22 protein-coding genes and 2 tRNA genes are annotated in these 23,290 nt (G+C 42.4%); 14 read left to right on the plus strand and 10 right to left on the minus strand.

Annotated features, from left to right (window positions below; translation table 11 throughout):
• Positions 1-46: 46 nt before the first annotated feature.
• Positions 47-1,246 (minus strand): MFS transporter, encoded by a 1,200-nt coding sequence (locus tag ACED45_RS14655; protein ID WP_371714337.1) that lies wholly within the window; start codon positions 1,244-1,246, stop codon positions 47-49.
• A gap of 110 nt (positions 1,247-1,356) precedes the next feature.
• Between ACED45_RS14655 and ACED45_RS14660 the strand changes: the two genes are divergently transcribed.
• On the plus strand, positions 1,357-2,229 hold the full coding sequence (locus tag ACED45_RS14660; RefSeq protein ID WP_371714338.1) for a LysR family transcriptional regulator: 873 nt from the start codon (positions 1,357-1,359) through the stop codon (positions 2,227-2,229).
• Between the two features lie 89 nt (positions 2,230-2,318).
• Here the strand turns inward: ACED45_RS14660 and ACED45_RS14665 are convergent, their stop codons facing one another.
• Positions 2,319-2,555: a glutaredoxin family protein gene (locus ACED45_RS14665; protein WP_016786183.1), complete on the minus strand. Its 237-nt coding sequence runs from the start codon at positions 2,553-2,555 to the stop codon at positions 2,319-2,321.
• Between the two features lie 137 nt (positions 2,556-2,692).
• Here ACED45_RS14665 and ACED45_RS14670 point away from each other — a divergent pair, with 137 nt between their 5' ends.
• Both ACED45_RS14670 and rlmF read left to right on the plus strand, forming a co-directional pair.
• A complete protein-coding gene (locus tag ACED45_RS14670) occupies positions 2,693-3,190 on the plus strand; it encodes a YgjP-like metallopeptidase domain-containing protein (protein WP_371714339.1) in 498 nt (165 codons plus the stop codon).
• A 4-nt stretch (positions 3,191-3,194) separates the two neighbouring features.
• Positions 3,195-4,517, plus strand: a complete 1,323-nt coding sequence (gene rlmF / locus ACED45_RS14675) for a 23S rRNA (adenine(1618)-N(6))-methyltransferase RlmF (RefSeq protein ID WP_371714340.1) — start codon at positions 3,195-3,197, stop codon at positions 4,515-4,517.
• An 89-nt stretch (positions 4,518-4,606) separates the two neighbouring features.
• Here rlmF and pilW read toward each other — a convergent pair whose 3' ends face one another.
• On the minus strand, positions 4,607-5,374 hold the full coding sequence (pilW, locus tag ACED45_RS14680; RefSeq protein WP_371714341.1) for a type IV pilus biogenesis/stability protein PilW: 768 nt from the start codon (positions 5,372-5,374) through the stop codon (positions 4,607-4,609).
• A 169-nt stretch (positions 5,375-5,543) separates the two neighbouring features.
• The gene (gene metA, locus ACED45_RS14685; RefSeq protein ID WP_060981869.1) at positions 5,544-6,485 is read right to left on the minus strand and encodes a homoserine O-acetyltransferase MetA; all 942 of its coding nucleotides are present in this window, start codon (positions 6,483-6,485) and stop codon (positions 5,544-5,546) included.
• A gap of 275 nt (positions 6,486-6,760) precedes the next feature.
• Here metA and ACED45_RS14690 point away from each other — a divergent pair, with 275 nt between their 5' ends.
• Positions 6,761-7,129, plus strand: a complete 369-nt coding sequence (locus ACED45_RS14690) for an ATP-binding protein (protein ID WP_371714342.1) — start codon at positions 6,761-6,763, stop codon at positions 7,127-7,129.
• A gap of 69 nt (positions 7,130-7,198) precedes the next feature.
• Positions 7,199-7,621, plus strand: coding sequence for a DUF3859 domain-containing protein (locus ACED45_RS14695; protein ID WP_213865285.1), 423 nt, complete (start codon positions 7,199-7,201; stop codon positions 7,619-7,621).
• A gap of 105 nt (positions 7,622-7,726) precedes the next feature.
• Here ACED45_RS14695 and ACED45_RS14700 read toward each other — a convergent pair whose 3' ends face one another.
• Positions 7,727-8,833, minus strand: a complete 1,107-nt coding sequence (locus ACED45_RS14700) for a M20/M25/M40 family metallo-hydrolase (protein WP_050645257.1) — start codon at positions 8,831-8,833, stop codon at positions 7,727-7,729.
• 261 nt (positions 8,834-9,094) lie between these two features.
• Between ACED45_RS14700 and ACED45_RS14705 the strand changes: the two genes are divergently transcribed.
• On the plus strand, positions 9,095-11,059 hold the full coding sequence (locus tag ACED45_RS14705; protein ID WP_371714343.1) for a tetratricopeptide repeat-containing diguanylate cyclase: 1,965 nt from the start codon (positions 9,095-9,097) through the stop codon (positions 11,057-11,059).
• A gap of 138 nt (positions 11,060-11,197) precedes the next feature.
• Here ACED45_RS14705 and ACED45_RS14710 read toward each other — a convergent pair whose 3' ends face one another.
• On the minus strand, positions 11,198-11,383 hold the full coding sequence (locus ACED45_RS14710) for a hypothetical protein (protein WP_048658547.1): 186 nt from the start codon (positions 11,381-11,383) through the stop codon (positions 11,198-11,200).
• A 272-nt stretch (positions 11,384-11,655) separates the two neighbouring features.
• On the opposite strand from ACED45_RS14710, the gene ACED45_RS14715 reads away from it, so the two are divergent.
• From ACED45_RS14715 to ACED45_RS14725, 3 genes are all read left to right on the plus strand, one after another.
• Positions 11,656-12,318 carry a DUF2726 domain-containing protein gene (locus ACED45_RS14715; protein ID WP_048658548.1) on the plus strand — a complete coding sequence of 221 codons (663 nt, stop codon included), beginning with the start codon at positions 11,656-11,658 and terminating at the stop codon, positions 12,316-12,318.
• Positions 12,319-12,486: 168 nt separating this feature from the next.
• Positions 12,487-12,563 (plus strand) — tRNA-Val (locus ACED45_RS14720).
• Positions 12,564-12,633: 70 nt separating this feature from the next.
• Positions 12,634-12,710: transfer RNA gene (locus tag ACED45_RS14725), tRNA-Val, on the plus strand.
• Between the two features lie 557 nt (positions 12,711-13,267).
• Here the strand turns inward: ACED45_RS14725 and ACED45_RS14730 are convergent.
• Genes ACED45_RS14730 through ACED45_RS14740 form a run of 3 tightly spaced genes read right to left on the minus strand, consistent with a single transcriptional unit; the run spans position 13,268 to position 15,017 of the window.
• Positions 13,268-13,576 (minus strand): hypothetical protein, encoded by a 309-nt coding sequence (locus tag ACED45_RS14730; protein ID WP_102321029.1) that lies wholly within the window; start codon positions 13,574-13,576, stop codon positions 13,268-13,270.
• Positions 13,577-14,788, minus strand: a complete 1,212-nt coding sequence (locus ACED45_RS14735; protein ID WP_371714344.1) for an Arm DNA-binding domain-containing protein — start codon at positions 14,786-14,788, stop codon at positions 13,577-13,579.
• Complete coding sequence (locus ACED45_RS14740) at positions 14,781-15,017, minus strand: hypothetical protein (protein WP_102321027.1); 237 nt, start codon at positions 15,015-15,017, stop codon at positions 14,781-14,783. Before ACED45_RS14740 ends, ACED45_RS14735 begins: the two co-directional genes overlap by 8 nt.
• Positions 15,018-15,117: 100 nt before the next feature.
• Between ACED45_RS14740 and ACED45_RS14745 the strand changes: the two genes are divergently transcribed.
• On the plus strand, positions 15,118-15,348 hold the full coding sequence (locus ACED45_RS14745) for a helix-turn-helix domain-containing protein (RefSeq protein ID WP_102393890.1): 231 nt from the start codon (positions 15,118-15,120) through the stop codon (positions 15,346-15,348).
• 201 nt (positions 15,349-15,549) lie between these two features.
• Here the strand turns inward: ACED45_RS14745 and ACED45_RS14750 are convergent, their stop codons facing one another.
• The gene (locus ACED45_RS14750) at positions 15,550-16,404 is read right to left on the minus strand and encodes a WYL domain-containing protein (protein ID WP_371714345.1); all 855 of its coding nucleotides are present in this window, start codon (positions 16,402-16,404) and stop codon (positions 15,550-15,552) included.
• Between the two features lie 221 nt (positions 16,405-16,625).
• Here ACED45_RS14750 and ACED45_RS14755 point away from each other — a divergent pair, with 221 nt between their 5' ends.
• From ACED45_RS14755 to ACED45_RS14770, 4 genes are read left to right on the plus strand one after another with little or no spacing between them, the layout of a single operon-like run.
• Positions 16,626-20,285, plus strand: coding sequence for an ATP-binding protein (locus ACED45_RS14755; protein WP_371714352.1), 3,660 nt, complete (start codon positions 16,626-16,628; stop codon positions 20,283-20,285).
• Positions 20,282-20,920 carry a hypothetical protein gene (locus tag ACED45_RS14760; protein WP_136974917.1) on the plus strand — a complete coding sequence of 213 codons (639 nt, stop codon included), beginning with the start codon at positions 20,282-20,284 and terminating at the stop codon, positions 20,918-20,920. Before ACED45_RS14755 ends, ACED45_RS14760 begins: the two co-directional genes overlap by 4 nt.
• Positions 20,920-22,218 carry a hypothetical protein gene (locus ACED45_RS14765; protein WP_102393893.1) on the plus strand — a complete coding sequence of 433 codons (1,299 nt, stop codon included), beginning with the start codon at positions 20,920-20,922 and terminating at the stop codon, positions 22,216-22,218. The genes ACED45_RS14760 and ACED45_RS14765 overlap by 1 nt, the downstream gene beginning before the upstream one ends.
• Positions 22,215-23,060, plus strand: a complete 846-nt coding sequence (locus ACED45_RS14770) for a DUF7281 domain-containing protein (RefSeq protein ID WP_371714346.1) — start codon at positions 22,215-22,217, stop codon at positions 23,058-23,060. The genes ACED45_RS14765 and ACED45_RS14770 overlap by 4 nt, the downstream gene beginning before the upstream one ends.
• The last annotated feature ends 230 nt before the right edge of the window (positions 23,061-23,290 follow it).

Below are 23,290 nucleotides of genomic sequence, written 5' to 3' on the forward strand. Positions count from 1 at the left end.
CGGACGTTAATCAAAAGCAATAATTGAGTTACAACTTCAGTCGTAGTTATGCTTGTGCGAGTTTAGAGGCTGACACTTGAAGTTGTTTTAGCTGGTAGACCCAAGCAAATATCGCAACATAGAAGATAGAACCACCTGCGATTACACCATTCCAACCAAACAGCTGCCAACAATATAAGAGTAAGAAACCACCTAAACTGCCGCCGATGTAGTAGTGGACTAAGTAAAGTGCCGTTGCCGTCGCTTTGGCGCTCGGTGCTTTTTGACTCACCCAAGAGTAGGCAAGGGTGTGGGAAAAGAACGCACCGCCACTAATCAATAACAAGCCCGCTAACATGAACGGGACTTTGTCGACGGCAGAAACCAGCATTCCAATTAAGCTAATGCACACGCCCATCAATATACCGTTTAACTGATCGAAACGAAGTGTCCATTTGTTTGAAAGCTTAGAGCTCACCGTACCGGCCAAGTAACATAAGAATATCAGCGAAGCTAAACCAACGGGCACCGAGTGAGGCGCAGATACTAGCCTAAAGCCCATTACTGAATACAGGTTAACGAACAGGGCAAAGTTAGCACCACCAATCAACATCGCGAGCCAAAGTGTTCGGTTTCTTAAGTGCATCACTACAGAACGGTTATGATGAAAGAACAGGCCTTTTTGTGGTTTGAAGTTTTGTTGGTCAGGTAAGCTATATGCAATATAGAGTGCGCCAAGCAAAGAGCCGATAACGAAAAACAAAACTGTCGCATGCCAATCGAAATAATCCGTAATCAAGCCACCCAATACACGCCCGAAAATGCCACCTAATGAGTTAGCCGCAATATAACCGCCTATCGCGACTGCGAATGCTTTCGGTGACAACTCTTCGACCATATAGGCAACCGCCACGCCTGCAAAAGCAGCGACCGCAATGCCCATGAATGCTCTGGCAATAACAAGCTGTAGTAGGGTGGTTGTGAACACCATGCTCAATCCAATCAAAGGAATAGCGAACAGACTGAACAGAATGATGGGTTTTCGCCCAAAGGTTTCAGAAGCGATTGCCCAAGGCACTAAACTAATGGAGAGCCCAAGTGTTGTTGCAGCAAACAGCCAGTTGATTTGAGTTTCAGATACTTGGAAGTGCTCCGCCATGTGCGGCAAGATTGGCTGAAAGAGATAAAGGTTACAGAAAATGATAAATGAACCAATCGCCAATGATTGGGTAATTCGTTTGTATTGAGGACTGCCTTTATCAAACATTTACGTTGTGCCTGCACGAGTTAGTAAGCTATTTGTGAACAAGTTATCAGTACAATTGTGATTAAAGAAATATATTAAAGATATCACCTCTATATATTTAATATATCGCCATGCTTGAATCAAAACCACTTCGACATTTTCTGGCTGTTGCGCAGTTTGGTAACTTCACTCAGGCCGCAAAAGCGCTGCATATCGCACAGCCCGCATTGAGTATCTCCATCAAGAAACTCGAACAGACGCTTGAGTTGATTCTGTTTCGTCGCGGAGACAAATCCGTCACCTTAACGGAAGAGGGAAAAGTGTTGTTCGAGCATGCCAAGCGAATCGCCCAGCAGTTTGATGATGCTCAGCTCGCGATGAATGAACTAAAGGGACTAGAAAAAGGAGAGGTTCGATTAGGCGCTCCAAGCATGATGGGGAGTTACTTTTTCCCGCAAGTCGTGATGGCATTTAAAAGCCAATACCCAAATCTAAAGTTGACGTTGATTGATGCCGGCACCGCATCGATTCGAGAAATGTTGTTAAACGGCGAACTCGATATCGGCGTAATCAACCATGAGAATGTACCGGACGATCTTGAAACAGATCACTTACTCAGTTCAGAAATGTTAGCTGTCGTCGGTAAAGAGCATCCTTTGGCTTCTCAACCCTCAATTACATTTGAAGAATTTTTTGAGCAAGAGCTGATCATGTTCAAATCAGGCTACTTCCACCGTGATTTTATTGATGCGACTTGTAAGAAGTACAACCTCGATATGACCATCGCGTTCGAAACCAATTTATTGCCAATGATTCTTTCTATCGTGAAGCGAGAGTTTGCCATCACCGCGTTGCTTAGCTTGGTGACAGAATACGAGGAAGACGTAGTAGGCGTGCCATTTAAAGACCCTGTGAAACTGAACCTATCTTTGGCGTGGAGAAAGGAAGGGTATCTGTCAAAAGCAGACCGAACCTTTATCGAATTCGTTAAGCGGTATGTGTGATTTAGAATGTAATAGACAAAACAAAGCCCGAACATCCTAGGTTGGGCATTCGGGCTTTATTTGTAGAAATATAAGTCTCTTAAATCACGTTAAGTGTTCTTTGAGTTATACATCTTATCGAAGTTTTTCTGATTCCAGCCGACCATCACTTGATCGCCGATCTTAAGCACGGGGATAGAACGAGCACCCATCGCTTGCAATTCTTTACGACCACGCTGCATCTTTGCATTCGTCAGGCGGTAAACAATTTTCTTAGAGTCTAAATACCTTTGGGCATCTTTACAGTGCGGGCATTTGTCTGCGACGTACAATACAACACGTTTCATTTTTTCATTCTCTTGGTGAATCTCGCTAAAGTTTAACGAATCCTAGGTGATTAGAAAAGTGTGATCAGTTACACTATGCGGCTCAATTTTCAAGACCACAACGTATTGTCGTGGTGTAACTTGTACGGTCTTTCAGCATGCATCCTTCTTTACGCTATATTCAAGGCTATCCTAAGCACATTCTCGATCCTGTGACTCAACTTGTTGAGTCGGGTAAATTGGTGCCGTGGTTTGAAGCTCGCTACCCAAAGAATCATGAAATCAAAAGCGAGAAAGCCCTGTTTGACTATGCGATTGAGATAAAAAATCGCTACATGAAAAAAACACCACCGATCAGCAAAGTGATATACGACGGTAAGATACACCTAATCAACAATGCGTTAGGTCTGCATTCTTACGTTGCTAAGAATCACGGTGGAAAGATCAAATCGAAGAATGAAATTCGTATCGCCAGTGTTTTTAAAAATGCACCAGAATCTTTGTTGCGGATGCTGGTGGTACACGAACTGGCGCATATCAAAGAGAAAGAACACGACAAAGCCTTTTACCAACTATGCTGTCACATGGAACCGGAATATCATCAACTTGAGTTGGATGCCCGTTTATTCATGATGTATTTAGATTTAAAGAAGTAGCCCAATGAGCCAATCACAAAATAGAACGACGCTAAGCCTGTCGAAAAACAGTACTTCATCAGCAAAAACAAAAGATAACCAAGCTGATGTTAAGCCAAGTACAGCTAAGCCAAGCAGCGACAAGCGTATTTTTACAAAGAACACATCTGATAAAAGCCGCAAGAATAGTGCACCGAAAGGTGCGAGCAATAACAAAGCAAAGCGACCTTTTGCAAAAGACAGCAAAGGGAAGCAGGGTGCGAATAAAGGGTCATCGAATAAGGGTTCTTTCAATAAAACGGCTTTTAACAAGAACGCAGCTCAGAAAAGACGTTCGGCTGAAAAACCTCAAGGTGGATTACACCCAAGAAACCAGCACACTGGTCGTTATGACTTCGAATTGTTGGTTGCAGCCTTGCCCGAGCTAAAAGAGCATCTGATCAAGAACCCAGTGGGTGAAGACACCATTAATTTCTCTGATCCATTGGCTGTTAAGCTACTCAACAAAGCTTTGTTGGCGCATCACTACGGCGTTAAACATTGGGATATTCCTGCTGGTTACTTGTGCCCGCCAATTCCTGGCCGTGCAGACTACATTCACAGAGTGGCCGACATCCTTAATAGCGATGGCCAAGGCGAACCATATAACCACGCGTCTGTGAAAGCATTAGATATTGGTGTTGGTGCAAACTGTATCTACCCAATCATTGGCACCACGGAATACAAATGGCGTTGCACAGGTACAGATGTTGATCCTGTTTCCATCAAAACAGCGAACTTCATTGCGGAAAGCAACGTTAATCTAAAAGGTAAGATCCGAGCTCGCCTACAAGCTGACTCTGAATCTATCTTTAAGGGCGTGATTAAGGGTAATGAACGTTACGATGTCACTATTTGTAACCCTCCATTCCATAGCTCCCTTGAAGAAGCGGAAAAGGGGTCACAACGTAAACTGGATAACCTAGCGGCGAACCGTGCTAAGAAGGCCGGTCAGTCATTTAAGCCAGAAATGAACAAGAAGCCAGCCAAGCAAAATAAATCAACTAAGCAAGATAAACCAACCTTAAACTTTGGTGGTCAAAAAGCCGAGCTTTGGTGCCCGGGTGGCGAAGCTGCTTTCATCATGAAAATGGCGAGAGAGAGCCAGCTTTTTGCTACTCAAGTTTTGTGGTTTACGACATTGATCTCTAAGAAAGATAACGTCGATATGGTTCGTTCAGAGCTGGGTAAGCTACGAGCTAAACAAGTGAAAGTTGTCGAGATGTCGCAAGGCCAGAAGGTGAGTCGTTTTATCGCATGGACCTTTATGGACGATGAACAAAGACAAGAGTGGATCGCGCTTAAGTAACGACTGCACTTAATTAAGATATTAAGTCGAAATTATGAACGGGCTTGTTGTTAACGCAACAAGCCCGTTTTTTGTGTTTTGCATATTCGCTAAGCAGAAAGCAACTCATCTAACTTACTCTGATATTTCTGCTCTAGGGCTCTGTTCCCGGCTTTGTTTTCGAGATCGACCAAGATTTGAAGTGATGGAATTTGATAGCCATAACGCTGGTGGAATTTGAATAAACGAAGTCGAGCCTCATTGTAATCGGCCTCACTGACTTCGATTTTAGAAAGCTGTAATATCGACTTTACTCGATTTGGGTCATGGTCAATGGCGCGAGTGAAGTAGTACTTCGCTTGGTCAGTATTGCCAGCCTTAAATGCGCAAAATGCCGCGTTTTCATAACTTGCAGACACCAAGTAGTAGTAGGGTTGGTCGATGGCTCGATTGAAGTACTTGTCGGCTTGTTCGTATTCGCCCTGTTTACACAAAAATGTACCGTAGTTGTTCAATACATTACCGTTTCTAGAATCGAGACTGAGTGCTTTGCGGTAAGTGGTTCTCGCTTCGTCTACTTCGCCCACTTGTTCGTAGTAATGCGCCATTGAAAGTCGAGCACGGTAGTAGCTAGGTGCGTGCTTGATAGCCAGCTCAAGATTTTCACGCGCTCTTACCATATTGCCTTGTCCCATATAGCCCAAACCTAATTCGATTCGAGATTCAGACATCGCAATAGGATCGCTTTCAATTTTTGGTGGTCCTTCAGTGACAGAGACGCAACCGACCAACGAAAGCGAGGTGAGTAGTACCAAACTTGGTAACGAAAGGGGGCGGTGCAACGAAATCGGATTTGAGAATGACGGCTTGGCAGGCATGTGAAGCTCCTTATGAACACCAACCCATCATATGAAATCAAACCCATTGAAGTGTTAAATCTATTATGGAATGCGACTCAACCACCATAAAAAAACCGCGTCCAATTCGTCGTTTTATCAACAATCTACTGAACACGGCTTTATGTGTTTTTGAATCGGAATAAAGAACTTAATCGTCTTTAGTGAAATTTTCTTCGCTGAAATGATCCAAATCATAAGGCGTTTGTTGGTAAACGCAGTAGTTTAGCCAGTTAGAGAACAACAAGTGGCCATGACTACGCCAGCTTGCAACAGGCTTGTTGTCTGGATTGTTGTTCGGGTAGTAGTTGATCGGTATAACAGGCTCCATGCCTTCACCTAAATCACGAATGTATTCATTGTGAAGTGTATGGGAGTCGTATTCAGGGTGACCTGTTACAAACACGTTTCGCTTATCTTTGGTCGCCGCTAGATATACACCCGCAACATCAGAAGTCGCAAGAACATCAAGGTCGGTATGCTCAGCTAAGTACTCCTGAGAGAAGTCAGCATAGCGAGAGTGCGGTGCCAAGAATGTATCGTCGAAGCCACGTAAAATAGGGTGGTATGGGTTATGTATCTCGTGGTTATAAACACCAGACAGCTTCTCTTTACGAGTACGTTTAGGCAAATCATACAATAACTTCAAACCAGCCTGAGCCGCCCAACATACGTATAGAGTTGAAGTCACGTGTTTGTTTGCCCATTCCATGATGGTTTTTAAATGATCCCAGTAGATAACATCTTCAAATTGAACCAAGCCAAGCGGCGCACCAGTGATGATCAATCCATCAAAGTTTCTTCCTTTGACCATTTCAAATTGGCGGTAGAAGTTATCAAGGTGTTCAGTCGGTGTGTTTTTACTTGGTCGGTCATCAATGCGCAGCAGCTCTACGTCCACTTGCAATGGGCTGTTTGATAGTAGGCGTAAAAATTGAGTTTCAGTTTCAATCTTTTTCGGCATTAGGTTGAGGATCAAGACTCGAAGTGGACGAATTTCCTGTGTCGATGCTCTTGATAACGGCATAACGAAGATGTTTTCTTCACGAAGAACATCAGATGCTGGCAATTGGTCTGGAATGCGAATAGGCACAGCTTTCTCCCTAAGCTAGATATGTAGACGTCTATACATCTAAATCTATAGTAGTTTGATACGCTTGTCGATATGCAAAATGGATAGATGTAAATTATTTGTGTTTTCTATCAGAAGCAATCCACGGGCTTCGAGGGGAGTCTCGTAGTATTCAGTGATTACCTGACTCTAGTGTAAGGACTTGGTTTTCGGACGCAGAGTAAAGGCAGTTATCAGAGAAAATCTTTATTATTTACGATAAACTCATGTTTTCGAATTAGCCTGTAAAGTGACAGATGAAGTTAATACTCATTCGAGGGTTGCCCGGTTCTGGCAAATCAACAAAAGCAAAAACCTACGATGCATTTCATGTTGAAGCCGATATGTATTATGTGAATGAGCAAGGTGAGTACCATTTTGACCCTAGGCAGCTGCAACAAGCACATGAGTGGTGTCAGAACACGGCTGAAAATGGTCTAAAGCAAGGCCTTGATGTCGTGGTCTCAAATACCTTCATCAAACAATGGGAAATGAAGGCTTATCGTCAACTTGCACTTAAATACAACGCTGACTTGGTGATTGAAGTTTGCCGAGAGAACTATGGCACTATTCACAATATTGAACCTTCAGTGATCAAGCGAATGGCGAAAGATTGGCAAGAATAGCCTCGAGCTTGATTGGCTGAATGGCAAATAACATAAAGTTAATAGAATAACTCCAAGGTAAAGATTGAAATGGCAAAGCGCTCTGTTGTGGTCGACATGACCTCTTATGGTATCTACTCCACATGGGATTCAAAATCTAAAGACCTACCAAAAATCCAAGAGTTCACCACCATCGTTGATGCTGAAATCGACGTGGAATTTGGCTATATCCTGAATATCAAAAAAGCCAAAGGTGAGAAGATCCGTTACTGCATTTATCACCCGAACATCACCACTGATAAAGGTGAGGTGCTCGAACCGTTTGATGGCGAAGAGTATGTCGGCAACAACGATTGGGATTTCTACTTAGGCGACACTATTTGGGCACCAGTCTCAAACAAGATAGGTAAATGGCGTATGACGGTCGAGCTAAAAGGCAACATCATCGCAGATAAGACATTCGATTTAGTAGCGAAAGACGAAGGCCAGTTTTGGAAGCGTAGAGGTTTCTAGGTTCGAACTTTCAGCTAAGTTCAGACACAAAAAAGCCGAGTCATATGTGGACTCGGCTTTTCGATATGAGCTAAATGGTAGTCTCCATCTAGCTCACAAGTAAGATTATTGTGTTACGTAAGCCACAACAAACTCAGTGATAGCAACCATGTCTTTCACTGCGATGTACTCTTCAGTAGTGTGTACTTTCGCCATACCAGTCGATAGGTTAACGGTTGTTAGACCTTTCGCATTGAAGTTGTTTGCATCACTACCGCCACCGGTGCGTTTGGTGTTTGCTGTTACGCCAAGCTTTTCGAACGCTGATTTGATCGAAAGAATATGCGGGTGATCGTCTGCAATAACGAATGCATCGTAAGCACGAGTTGATTCGATTTCTACTTCAGCGCCGAATTGCTTCGCGCTTTCTTCGAATGTCGAGATCATGTGTTCAACTTGAGCCGTTAGCTTTTCGCCGTTTAGAGAACGTGCTTCAGCCACGACTTTAAGCTCTGGCATTACGATGTTAGTCGCTTGACCACCTTCAACAATACCAACGTTTGCTGTCGTTTCTTCATCGATACGAAGTAGGTTCATCTTAGTGATAGCGTCTGCAGCAACTTGAATTGCGCTGATGCCTTCTTCTGGTGCTAAACCAGCGTGAGCAGGGCGACCTTTGATTTTAGCAACAATCTTCTGCTGGCCAGGCGCTGCGTTTACGATAGTGCCAATTGGACCGCCTGTATCAAGTACGATTGCGTGCTCAGATTGAATGTAAGACATATCGAAGTTCAAAGAGCCGAACAGACCGCCTTCTTCGAATACAGTAAATGCAATCTCGATAGTTTTGTGCTCTTGTCCTTCAGCTTTAATGCAACGAACCGCTTCCATGATAGCTGCGATACCAGACTTGTCGTCACCACCTAGAATTGTGTTGCCTTTTGAACGGATGATACCGTCTTCGATGATTGGCTCAATGCCGATGCCTGGCGTTACTGTGTCCATGTGGCAGCTGAACACTGTGCTACCTGGAAGAGTGCCATCTAGACGAGCGTAGATGTTGAAACCATTAGACACTTCTTCAGGAACCGCCAGTTTGTGAACTTCAAAACCTAGTTCACCGAGTTGCTCAGCCAAAGCTTCAGCAATCGCTTTTTCGTTACGAGATTCACTATCAATTTTCACTAGATCGCAGAAATGTTCTACAAGACGTTGTTCATTAATTTGGGTCATTGTTAATTCTCATTATGCTTCCGCTTGTTCAAAAAGAAGCCGCGGAGGTAGGAACAGGAAAATCACTATAACGCCAATGAGGTAGATGATTGTCTGAGTTAAATCAAGAAAGTTGCCTGATTATTCTAATTAATGAGAAAAACCCAATTCAGATCCACCAGTGCGCAGGATTTTAATCTGTATATCTGTCGGGTATAATGTTTGACCGCTCTTAAAAAAACGTCAATAAAATTGGAATTCAATCAATAATGGCCCTGATAAATGAATAGAAACAATGTGTTAGGTTCATTCCTTTTCGTGGTGCTGATGAGTATTGTGCTGGGGCTGTATTTGCTCTATCCAACTTATGACGACGATTTAAAGCATATTCGCCCTGAAAACCCGAGTGTTTATAGTCCAGAGAAAGAGTTATCACTCTCTCAATATGGATCTGCGTTGATCGATATTCTCGATGTATCTCGCGGTGACCCTAATTTAGCTTCCCAACAACTTGAAGCTCTGCAAGTCAAGTTCCCAGACCAAGATAAAGCCATCTATCGTGCTTACGAATTGATGATTTTGTCCAACCTCGCGCAACATAAGTTGGACACCGAAGCGGTTTCCGAATACGTCAGGCAGATTAAAGCACTCGCACAACACGAACATATGGGTTGGCTAAAGGCCCAATCTCTCGTTGAATTGGCGATTGAATACATCAGTAAGGGTGAGCTAGCGGAATCTGAAATCCAAATCAGAGCAGCGATAGATATCGCAGAATCGCTTCACTATGAAGAGTTGTTGATTAAGGCCTATAACACGGCTGGTGTCATCAATAACATCCGCAATGACTTTCCTGAAGCTCAATACTTTTTCCATAAAGGTTTAGACCTTGGTAAGAAGTACCCTCATCACATCTACAACAGCAAGTTAGTGTCAAATATGGCACTGCTTTATATCTATTTGGAAGACTGGCCTAAAGCGCTCAAGCTGATTAAAAGAGCCAAAAAGCTCTATTACAAGAGTGGACTACTCGAAGCGTCTACCATCGGCGTGCTGCATGTGAATGAGTCTTTTGCTTATCTGCGCAGTGGTGATTTAGTCAAAGGCCGAGAAGCATATCAAAGTGCGGCTAAGCTAAATGGCGATAACGTGAGTGAACGATACAAAATCATCCTATTAAAAGCAGAGAGTGATGTGTTGTTGGCGGAAAAGAACTTTGAGTCAGCACGACAAGTCGCAAACTTGTGTCTTAGATACCCAGGCGTGGACAAATACACACTTCAATTGGGGCAGTGTTACCTAAATAGAGCCTTAGCGAACATTGGTTTGAACCGAGATAATTTTGTTTTTGCTGATCTAAAGCGATCGTCTGCAATGTTCGATGTTGTGGGGACTCGCAGCTGGAAGGTCCTCGGCTTAAGAACACTTGCTGAATACTATGATTCAAGAGGCGACAGCGAGAACGCACTTCGCTACTTCAAGCTCTATTACAAGGGTAGTAAAGCGCTGCTATTTGATAAGCGCCAGAGTGATATCTTTTTACTCGAGCAAGATTTCGCTACGGCATCATTAGCTCAAGAAAACGAACTGCTTAACGCAGAAAAAGAGTTGGGTGAGCTGACATTAGATAAGCAGCAGCTACGGAATCGAATTGTTGTCGCCTTGGGTATCATGGTGATGATAAGTGCCACATTACTTTTGATAAGGTTGCGCTCGATCCAGAAGACCAACAAAGAGTTACTCAAGCAATCTACAAGATGCGAACTGACAGGCTTATATAACCGACGTTACTTGGAACAACTTCTAGCACAACCAATGTCATTTAATAGTTCACAGTTTGGAATCAGTCTGGTTATTCTAGATCTTGACCATTTTAAACGCGTTAATGACACTTTTGGCCATGATATTGGTGATGAGGTTTTAGTGGAAGTAGCAAGGCGAGTAAAACAACATTTATCCCCGAATGACGTCGTGGCTCGCTGGGGTGGTGAAGAATTTGTAATGCTGTTGTCTGGTTCCATTGAGCCTGAGCAACAGTTGAACGTTATCCGTTTAGCTATTTCTGAAACGCCAATTGATACACACTCCGGCTTTTTAAACCTCACCACATCGATAGGGGCGTCGATTGGTATTACTCAAGAGCAACTCAACCATGATACTTGCAAGAAGTACCTCAAAGCCGCGGATGATGCATTATATCAAGCGAAGGAGTCGGGTAGGAACCAAGTTATCATCGTTGAAAATTAATCGCTCATCAGGAAACAAAAAACCATTCTGATCTTCGAGAGATAAGAATGGCTTCTGGGATACTCTGAAAACGCTAATATCAAAGTTTGAGTTAAAGGTGTGGTTTACTTAGCGGTATATCGAGTTTATCTATATGAGTCATTTAGCGACGCCTTGCAGCATTTCAACCAGTTCGCCCTCTGTAGAAGGTTCTCTTGCTAGTTCAATAACAGCGGAAGCGCCACCTTTTAACATGTAAGCTCGAGTTCCGCAGTGGTCATAGTGGAACCACTTACCGTCTACACATACATCGGTATAACATCTTGGGTCTTGTTTGAGTTCCATATCAATTTCCTTATTAACATTTGCCTAACGTTTTTCAGGCTAGTTGATCACAAGTTAAGGTAAATTGATCTAAATCAATCTAGAGTGTAATTGATGGTTTGGATATCAAATAGGAGAGATGTGTCTAGCGTGGGAGCGAGCTCTCGGTGATTGCAGCGCTCAAAGGTCGTGATTCTGGTTGGTAACTCTCGCTCTTTTGCTTGCCAGGTGATGCTTTTCTACATACGCTAGCCACTCTCTTAATCCCTATACAGACTTGATTGTGTTGGAAAATGACTAATATCTTTATCGTTGTAATTGTTCTGGTTGTATTCTTTTACTTTATTCAAAAGTATGTGGTGAAACATGATGACACCAAAGACCATGCTTATCAGAAGAAAGGGGCGTTGATGTCGGCGCAACAGGCGACATTCTATAATGCGCTTAAATCCGCTGTGGGTAACCATGGGGAAGTGTTTGCCAAAGTCAGCATGTCGAACGTACTTGTTCCTGCGAAGACGAACAACAAGAAGAATTGGTTTATCGCCAACAACAAGATCTCTCGTAGTTACTTTGATTTTGTCGTCTGCGACCCACGAACGTTAGAACCCCGTGTGATCATCGAACTCGATAACGGTAAAGAGCTCAATAAAGGGAAGGTCGACCGCGAAAAGCTACTGATTCACGTCTGTAAATCGGCAGGTTTACCTTTGATTGGTGCTTCGATTAAACACAGCTACCAAGTAAGCCGTTTGAAGAGGTTACTGGCAGCGCACATTGATTTAATCGAACCATCCAAAGAAGTTCGATTTTGTAAGAAATGTGGTAGCCCGATGATCATCAAACTGGCAAGCCAAGGCGATTACAAAGGCCGACGCTTCTTTACATGTAGCCGTCAACCTAATTGTACTTACACCGAGAACTACAATGTTGTGTTCGATGTGGATGAGGAATAACGTAAAGCAACACTCAATACTTAGTGTGATGTAACTCAACTTTATTTACGTTTCACGTCTAAAAATTCAACGTATTGGTGCGAATAAGAGCAAATGGTTGATTCAAGTGTAATTTCTACTTGCGCCGCAATAAATCAGTCGTTAATATCTTCCTCGTTCTAAAGGAATGCGTCCGTAGCTCAGTTGGTTAGAGTACCGCCTTGACATGGCGGGGGTCGGTGATTCGAGTTCACTCGGACGCACCATTCCTTCTTTAGTTTTTATTGAATAACTATTGAGTTTGTCACAATGGTAGTAATAAAAAATTAGAACATCGCCCGCTTAGCTCAGTTGGTTAGAGTACTTGCATGACATGCAAGGTGTCACTGGTTCGAGTCCAGTAGCGGGCACCAAATTCGTTCTTTATGAACAAAAAAAAAGCCCACCTAGCGTGGGCTTTTTTGTGTCTGAGTTTCTGGAAAGTACCTTAAATAGCATCATTCTTGTCTGCCTCCTCGTTGAATAATTATTGGATGAGCTAAGTGACTCATATCTCTCAAACTCGATTTGTGACCGCGTGGTGACCATGCTGTGACAACCTTCTAAGCATCTACAGTTGGGAGTAACAGAACATTTAAGAAATAGACATCAGCACATTTTTAAAAAGAGTGCTCTCGTTAATCTGAGTCTGGTGCGGTTTGAAGGGTCCAGCACTACGGTTAATGCAAAACTACTATAGAACTTAGGCTCAAGTTATCAACGTTAACTTTGTGCGGCCAGTGAAGTGGGTGTGCAACAAATTATAGTGTTCTTGTTAACGGGTGATGGCTGATGAGTTATTTCAAGGTGAACTAGGCGCCAGTTGTAGGTGAGGGTAGATTCAAGCAGAGTAGGGAAATGTTCAAAAATGGGAAATAGAAAAGAGCCAAATAAACATGGGTTCATTTGGCTCTTTTTTGAGTAGCTCTCATTAATGCAATTGCTTCAAAGAAAAACTGATCCGTGATTGCATTGCAATCAACAGCCAACTGGCATCTCGATTATTTGGTTTGTCTTTACATAGATGTAGTGCTTTTAGTACACCGCGCGTGACTGAATCAATAAAGACATGTTCATGATGGAATTTATCTGGCCACAGTTCAGTACGTTGCTTGATAAGTTCGTAAATTTCATCGTATAGCCAATCAATATCTTGATGAGAGATTTTCTGAAAACGCTGAGCCTGAAGAATGTCACAGCACAAACTGGTGCAGTGAATAGCTAGAGGTGAGTAAGCCATTTACTTTCCTCCATTTAAATTAGCATCTAATAACTTTTCAAAAGCACTGCCGTCTTGCCTGGTTAGGTTTGGTATATATCGGCTGTAAACTGTGAACAGCATTTTTGTAGTGGTATGGCCCATTTGGCGAGCTATCCACTCGGGTGCTTCTCCGGCTGCTAACCATAATGTTGCAGCCGTATGTCGAGTCTCATAAGGGCGGCGATATTCCATTCCCAAGTTTTTAAGTGTCGGTTTCCAGATTCGGTCTCTGACGTTACCTTTATCTAAAGGGTTTCCAGCTGCATTGCAGAACACATACTCCTTAGTACCAGTCACTTTGTATTGGGATTTTATAGCTTTAAGTACAACAGATGACATTTGAATGTCTCTTGTTGAACCCACCGTTTTCGTTGTGTCTGAACGGCCGTGTACAAACGTTTCTCGAACTGAAATTAAACCACGCTCAAAATCTACGTACTTCCATTTCAGACCATCGATCTCTGAGGTGCGCATTCCGGTGAAGAAACGAACGGTGAAGTAATCTTTAAAATCGGAACGTACCGATGATAAAAACAAGTTCACTTCGTTAAAATCAAACGGGTTTACATTGGTGCGTTCAACACGTAGTGGTTTGATGTTTTCAAACGTCGAACGAAAATCATAGCGATCTCCGGCTTCGCTCAAAATCATGCGCAGTGGCGTCATGACATGATTAATGAACTCGGCAGATAATTTTTTTCCGTTGTTACGTGGTTTCACTAAAGAGGCACGGTATTTTAAAATGTCAGGTCGAGAGATCTTCGCGACGTCTAAATGCCCGAAGTGAGGTACAAGGTACGACCATAAGTAGATCTTCATACTGTCCTTATAGCTTTCTTTCCAACGCACTTCGTTTTCGTCGTACCACTCCTGCGCGAAGCTTTCGAACAAGACAGTTTCAATTCCTTGTAGCTCTTGTACTGCCGTTTTGTAACTACCAAGTAATTCCTGTTTGCGTTTTTTTGCTAGGATGTCTTGTTTCAAAAATGTTTGAGCTTTCTTAGACTCGGGGAAGTACTCGCTATACACAAAACAACTCAGACGAATGTCCGCTTCAATTTGATTTAGCAGTTTCTGTAGCTTGCGTTGGTTTACTTGAGTTGCAGGCAGTGCAGTTTGCTCACGGCAACGCATACCTTCATATCGGAAGTCGAGATAGAGCTTACCGCTACGTGAATTGATACTACCCATGACACACCCTCCCGCCAGCCATTGGAATATACTGAAGGTTACGTGATGCAGATTGGTATAATTCTGCCTCTACCTCTTCCCAAATGTAGAGAATTTTTCTACCATTGAATGGTCGAATGTAGTGCTTACCTTCGATGAAAATTGAATCTCGCAGAGTCGAATTGATATAGTTGGCGCTAAATTTGATACGACCTGCAAGCTCTTTTGCTGTAAGTAATAATTGGTCCATTTGACCTCCATTATTTGTGTTTTAACAAGACACAAAATCAGCTTAACCATACTTTTGTGTTTTATCAAGACACATTATTATATCTTTTAGGAATTGATGTGTGATTAGATATAACTTAAAGGAACTTATAGATAAAAAATCAGCGGAAGAGGGACGGAAGATCTCTGGAGCTCAAATTGCTGCCGAAATAGGTATTCAGCGTTCGGCCATGGCGAAAATGATCCGAGATGAAGGGTACACTACAACCACAAAAACTCTTGATGCCTTGTGTCAGTACTTTGATTGTGATGTGTCAGAGGTTATTTGGTATCAGAAAAGGAATATTAGCTAAAAACTTATCGAGTGAAATGTAGGGTGTTTTTAGTCGTCACTTTACAATAGATGTAGGCTGCTGTTTTAAAGCATTCAGCAAGGAGCGTTTATTCATGGATCTTTACACCATAAATACAGTCAGCCCTAGTTTCGAGTAGACAGGTAATGTTCCATCTAGAACATCACCAATCTTATCGGGTTGTCTCGAACGAACCTTGATTTATCTCGTTAGACTTTCGTCAAAGTAAGCTGTCAATTGGTAGGCTTCTGGTTGTTCTTTTAGCAGCTTTTGGTCTTGTATGACGCTCATACGTCGCAAGTAATAATTGACTAAAGCTCCACGAGTTACTATTTCCATCTTCTTGTTTTTCATAGCGTAGTCGTCAGCAACAACAACTTGTTGTTGCTCAGACAAGTAAGGATTAGGTGTAATCGTTAACTTAACTTGATGGTTCCAGTTGTCATCATGTTCTCGCATTTTTGGTGACTTATCCATTAAGTCAGGTTCGTTCCTAAAGCGACTTAACACGAAATCTCGAAATTCATTCTTCTCTTCACAATATGCTCTTACATGCCACCTGATCCCATCATAGACTAAGCTGTGAGGCGCAATAATTCGACCTCGAACCTCAGGTGTAGAGAGCGATACATAGTCAATATCGACTCGAAGGTTAGCCCTTGCTGCCGCAATTAATCCTCGAACAATGCTTGGTGATATAGCCCTTTCAGGAACGTTCAATACGGTCGATTGAGCTTCCCCCCAATTAAAGAACTCGAAGGTCTCTTCTTGGTTATATTGCTGATGAAGCATAAGTAGATACTCATGAGCAGTGCCTTGAGTAAATAAAGGCTTAAAGTTGTCTGCTGGCCTATAGCCTTTAATTGTTCTATCCAGTATCAATTGACCTTGGTCAGTTAAGCTAATGTACTTGTTGATATCCCTGGAAGCTTGTTGTCTCCCTATGTGAAAAGCATCACATAGGTGATTTGTCGTCAGTCGACCCTGCCAAAGAGCAATTATCTCAATTAGTCGAAATCGTACTTGTTGGTCCCATTTGATATCTGCTTGACTCATGTTCGTGCTCATAAATGTCACATGTTGATGTATACAGTATATACATGTAGCAAAAAAGTACATATATTTATTGTGGATATTGACAAGGGCAGGAAAAGTCAGGAATCTTTACTGTGAGAGAGTCGATGGTATTGAAAGCTGTAACCTGATTTAGTGGCCACAAATTCAAACTGGTTGATTTTCAGTCAAGAAAAACAACATAACTCGAGATAGATACGATGATGTATGCCGGATTGACCAAAGTTATCGCAATAAATTCTTATCAGAAAAACAAGATGTTTTCTGAGTATTCTTTTGACGCTCCCACTCAGATCACTGGCGGTAACGGAGAAGGCAAAACATCACTTTTAAGGCTCATTCCGTTTTTTTATGGGGCGACTGGCACGCAGATCGTCAGGAAATCGAATGTCAATAAGCCCTTTGCCGAATGGTATTTACCACACAACAACAGTTATATTGTTTTCGAGTACATTACTGCTCGTGGTCAAGTTGCTCATGTCATTTGTTATCGAAACCTTAGTACTAAAGGTGGCATTGTTTACCTTTTCGTTAAAGGTCAGTTTGAGCAGTCAGTGATCATTAAACAAGACAGCGAAGATAAGCCTTACGCTATCGGCTGTACAAAGCTGGCCGCGGAGCTGAACGCTAACGGCTTAGAATACGAGTCGCGTATTACTAGCGTCAAAGAGTACCGCGAAATTATCCAAAATATTAATGCAGGGAATTTGAGCAATCAGTTCCTGAGCTACTCTTTGTGCTCTGGTCGTCATGATGTCCGTCACATTGAAAAAATCACAGCGGCGTTGATTCAAGGTGAATTCAATATGGCCGACACAAAGGCGCTTTTCCTGGATATCCTCGAGCAAGGAAATAGCACATTAGAGTTTGGTGTGGATGCAAACAGAATTGAACAATGGTGTGATGACTACAACGGCCTAACAGCGTTCCTAGCCAAAAAAGAAGCGTTCATTGAAGCTATTGCGAACAATAAGCAGATTGCCTATCTAACCACTCAGCTCGCCAATGCCTTAACAATCATTCGTGAAGCCTCTGAAAGCCTTGATGAATCTCTTAAGAAAACCGAAATCGAGCGCTCAGATTTTCTTGAAAACAGTGACAAGCAGATTGGCGAAATTAATCAAGATAAGCTTGATAAAGAGGTTCAAAAGAGCGCTCTTCAACGCTCTATCACAAGTATTAACTCTGAGATCGAAGTACATCACAGCAAGCTTATAACATACGAAAATAGTGGTTATCCAGAACTGTCCGTTAAGCTAAAGCAATTGCCAGAAATGGAAGACAGGGTGGCACAACAAAGACAAAGTTACGCCGATCTTGAAACTAAGGTAAATGATGCGAAAGCAAAGTATGAGAAAGACAAACAAAACCTTGTTAGTAAGTTCAATAAAGAAAAGTCTGACCTAACAGAGCAAAAACTTGATGCCGAGAAAGAGTGCAAGGTTAAAAAAGACAAGATAGACGATGTATATCAGCCACAGTTAAAGGAACTGACCCAAACCCATACGAGTTTTATAGCGGATAAATCTCAGACTCTTATGGAACATAAGGCTGAACTCGCTACTCAAAAGCAGCGACTAAAGAACCCAGATATTGATGAGCTTCTCATTGAGCAGAGAGAGCAGTTGGAGTCTGAGAAAGACAGATTGCAAGAACAAGTAGACACGTTAAAACACACGACAACAGTGAGCGAGAAGGAAGGAGTCAACTTACAAGCTAAACGTGAAAAGCTACTCGAAAGATTAGAGGCCACTCGTCGAAATATGCGCGATGCCGAAGCCAGGCTAAAAGTAGTCAGTAACCGATTAGACCCAGATTCAGGGACCTTGTTCTCGTTCCTGGAGGCTAATCGACAGGGGTGGCAAAGCTCTCCACTTGGTCGTGTTCTCACCGATGAGCTTTTGATGGACACGACACTCACACCATCAATGACTGAAGATTCTGGTTCAATGTACGATTTATATATCGATACGAGCAACCTAGCAGATTGTAGTGTCACCAACAAAGCTGATGTGGAAGAGCAGGCTCACTTGATGGACCGTATCGTTGAGCTTGAAGACGCAGAGGCTGATTTCAATAAGCAAATTTTGAAAAATGATTTTGCTGTTAAGCAGTCAACGCTTGAGTTATCACGATTACGCAATGAACTGCGAAACGCTGAGGGTGACCTATCACAAACTAAGGTTAACCTTAAAAACAAGAAAATAGAGATTGCCCGTGCAAAAGAGGGCTTAGTCGAAAAAATTAATATAAACATCAAATCGATTGAGAAAGCTATAGCCCTGATTGATAGGGAAATCTCAGTAACGCTTGAACGTTTTGAAGAAGCAAAATTAGAGCTAAACAACGACAGGCTTACTCAAATTAGCAATGTTGAATCATCACTTGATCTCACGATCGGAGCTATAGATGAACTACTGGAAAAAAGTACTCTGACGTTGGGCGAGAACAAACAGCGCATCAAAACGGAGTATGAACAGCGGTTGAGTGATCAAGGTATTAGCGGTGAAATCTATCAACGCTACAAAGAAGAAATTGAATTGCTTGATAATGAGATCAAAAACTTAAAAGTGAAGTCTCATAAAATCAAAGAATACGAGATATGGCTTGCTGTTTATGAAGTGGATGATCCTAAGAGACGTGACGATCGAAATACTAAGGTCAAAGAACTTGAAACGGTGCATCAAGAGTTTGAATCTTTTGAAACTAAACTGAAAGAGTTGAGAGCCAAAGCTCATCGAACCAAAAAAGAGTTTGATGAGAAGCTCTCTATCTTGAGAAACCACAAACAGCGAGCTGACAGTGCAATCTCTCGCCTAACTAACTATGTGATGTTTGAGGGCGAAGAAGGCAGCCAAGAAGCGCTCGATTATAACGGCGATTTAAATTCACTCTTGAGCTATGTAGAGAGCAAACTCCCGGAGTTAGAGAGGCTTACTAAGCTACGTAAAAAAGATATACAACAGATGGAAACTATCACTCTCAACCTTGGTGACGGGGAGCTGTATCGTTTCTGGAATGAAAGCAGCCGAAACGCCATTACAGAGGATATTGTTGCTAGTGACTCTAAGCGAATAGATATTCTAGAAATCATCATGAATGACATTATTCCTCAGGTGACCAGCATAACAATTGAAAGCGCGGTCAACATGGGGCGTATGCTCGTTGACTTCAAGCATCGGCTACTCGGCTTCGACCGTGACATTAAGAAACTTGGTCGTAATATCTCTGAACAAGTAAAGCTCAATAACACGTTCTCGGTGGTTGGTTCTATTGACATTAACGTTGAAAGTTCACTTTCCAAACTACAAGGTTGGCAAGATATTATTAACTTCTCTGAGATTTACGAAGAGTGGGATAAAACGGGATCTGCTGAGCTACCAACCAAAGAGTTTTTCAACGCTTTAAGCACACTGACATACCATATTAGTGCCGAGAAAGTTAAAAAGCCTACTGAGCTGTTTGACATCAAATTTGAAGTCATCGAGAACAACCAGCGTAAAACGGCCAAAACAGATAAAGATATGCGTGATTTGGCCAGTAATGGTACGAACTTGCTCATTCAATCCATGTTGTATTTAGCACTTCTGACACAACAACGTGGAGCAAGTCGACTATCCATAACTTACCCAACCGATGAGATTGGTAAGCTGACGGCAGAAAACCAAGCCAAACTGCTCAAAATGATGGGGGCACACAACTTCAATGTTATCGCGGCTCAACCCGATGGCAATAATCGTACGGCCAACTTATTTAAGTATCTGTATCACTTAACGCCTTACAAGAACATTTTCAACAAACCTAAAGTAAGCAAACTTGCGTTAGCTAAAGCCGCTGAAACTAGCACAGGAGTAGAAGCATGAAGCCAGTATCACAAGTCTTAGAATCTCTACTTAGTGGTAGCTTTATCTGCCCAGCAACGGATCGTGAAGCTTACAAGACGCTTAAAGAGGATCGTACACGCCGAGAAATCAATCAAGCGTTGACTCTTATGGGGCGCGAGCTCCAATGTACGAGCAGAACCAGCGCCTATTATGTTACCTATAAAAGTATCGACGACCACAATCGTCGTCAGGTGACCGCGTTGATGAGTAATGTACACGGTATCATTCGACCTGTGGTTAAGTTCGTAGCTACAGTCAGTGAGGCTGCTCAAGTTGAAGCAGTGATGGTTGGTGGTGATGAGTTAAATGTGCCTATGCTGAGTGCGCAAATCCAATCGTCTCCTAGCTTGATGGAGAAACTCGATAGTATTTATCGACTTCCAAAAGTGAGTCGAAAAAAAGTGCGTGACAGTGCAGCGGATAAACTCAATGTAGTTGTCGAATTTCTGGTTAAAGAAGGGGTGGCTCATTTAGTAAACAAAGAGCGCCAACTCTATGTGATGACGGGAAAATTAGACTTTGTCTACGAGGTGCTCGATTTCATCGATACGCATGAAAAGATCGTTGAGACAGTTAACAAAGCAAACGAGAACCAAGGGGAGTTCGACTTTTGATGAGCCCTCAAAACAATGGGAAACATGGTGGTGTTAACCACATGCTTCGCTTAATCAGCCAAGCAAAGGACACACTAACGCATGTTTTTGAAAATGGCACGATACGTGAGACTCATGAAAACGCCAATGACCTACGTAAATTAAAAGAAGCCCGTGTTGTTATCGTGACAAGCCGCGGCTACCGCGTGCACCCTAAGATGGAAGCATTGATGAACTACTTCCTTGAAACGGAAGCGAGTTCATTTCTTGGGACTCAACATGCTGAGCGCATTCCAGAAATTCAGAGCTTAGCGCAAGAATACCTGGAAGCTAAATTAAATGGCAAAAGAGAACAAGAGGCGGATAGGTTTAATAGCCTTGAAGGTGTCGTTTATGAAATCACAATGGACTTGCAAGAGTCTTGTCGTCGTCTAAGAAACCGTATCAGTTATGACTTTGGCTATGGCCATACGCTCGCTCAAAAACAAAAAGAGAACCAAGTTGCTATAGAGCAAGCTGAAAAGCTTGTTAGTGGCATGAAAGCTTTCTCTTTTAAGTTGTTGAGTGAAATGGCTGGAGATAACTCCGAGCTCAACACCTTGTTTTGTGCTGAAATGCACAGTGCGATTCGTAGTTGCCAACAAGAGCTCGGGTCTATTCTAATTCAACTTCGAGCCTTGATGCTGAAGTATCGTAACCGCGAACGCGATAAGGACCTGATCAATGCCTTTGATCGGTTTATTGATCAAGAGCCACACTGGACACCAAGTGACGATTTAATTTTGCCTGATGAGGTAGCAAAGCACGATGGTATACCGATGTTTTGGCTTTCAGAGCCGATACAATTTGCACATCACCCAAATCCTGATGATATGGACCAAGAGCCGGAATTGGCCGATATTGTTGAAAAAATTACGGCACAGCCCGCCGAACAAGAAGAGCTTCCGGTTGTTGAAGAAGCTGAGCGCCGAGAATTGACTCTTGATGTTGAAATACAAGAGCTGATTGAAGCGGACATTGATTCACATTGCGATACCTTTTTTGCTGAAGCCTTTATTGGTAAGGGAAAAACCAGCATTTCCGCTTTGGAGTATTACGAGCAAATCAATAGTGACTTACCGGAAGATCTTGACCAGCTCACTTGCGCTAAAGACGTGTGGCTATTTAGCGTGCTTAATTTCCATAGTTCAATGCTTCCCGAAGATAGCAAAGGCTTTACCGTTGAGCCTATCGGGTCTTATACCTATTTAGCAAAAGGTAGCAATATAGGTTACGGCAACCTTCACTTAGAAGATGTGTCTATAGCGAGGAAACTGTGAGTAGAATTATTGATGATATAACGGGTAGTGATTTAAATCGGTTAAAGCAACTCTTCTCTCCTGCGAAGGTTAATGAAGGTGCCAGTGTAGCGCTGAGTGGCGTGTTTGATACTTTTCATCGCGACTTTAGTGTTGGGAGCGCCAGAGGAGAACATTTGCAGCTGACGCCTAGAGATATACGTCAAATTAGGAAGGTGATTAAAGAGCAATCAGGCTTTGATCTTCTAACCGACTCTATCCCGGATTCTCGAACGGATATGGCTCAGTTCTTTCCTAACGAGAAGTTAAGCTCAAGTCCTGTCAAAGACAAGGTCATTAAAGTTTATGGGATTTTGTCCACGAACATAAATGGTAAATCATATGACTTACAAGAGGGCATGAACATTGAGGTAGCTCTAAGTCATTTGACGAGCATTGAGCACAGCCAAGTTGTGATTGTTGAAAACTATGAAGCATTTTCTAAGTTTAGATTAGTACAAACCGACATAGGGCCTAACCTTCTTATCGTTTACCGGGGGGATAAGGACACGGGAGTAATCTCAAAAGAAATTGCGTTGGCTTTTCCAGACGTAGAGCTTATAGCTTGGTTTGATACCGATCCTAAAGGTATTTCTTTAGCTTTATCATCGGGAGCGACTTATATGCTGCTACCTAATTTATCAACAGATACTCTCAAAGAACATGGTCGCTCAGACTTGTTTGCAGACCAATACCAAAACTGGGATCGTGTCTCAAAACTTATCCCCCCTAAGTTAGAGTCCATAATGTCTGAACTGGAAAAAGGGATAACCCAAGAGTCAATCATGGCAAATCAAATAGCCGTAAGGTTACATCAAATTTAGTCACCTTTACCCTAGGGCAATCAATCAAATGCTTTGAAGCTCACGCAGAATGCCTACAAGACTGTTAGGTGCTGCTAATCTAGTCACTGAATTATTTATAAAGATTAAACGAATTTTGTGGCTTTTTTAAAATGCTCGATCATTTGGATATTTCCTTATCTTAAGGTACGTAAAAAGCGCCTAAAATCGGAGCTTTATCAATTCAACTCATTCAATTTCATATATAATCG

Source organism: Vibrio crassostreae (genome assembly GCF_041439375.1).
Lineage (GTDB): Bacteria > Pseudomonadota > Gammaproteobacteria > Enterobacterales > Vibrionaceae > Vibrio > Vibrio crassostreae_D.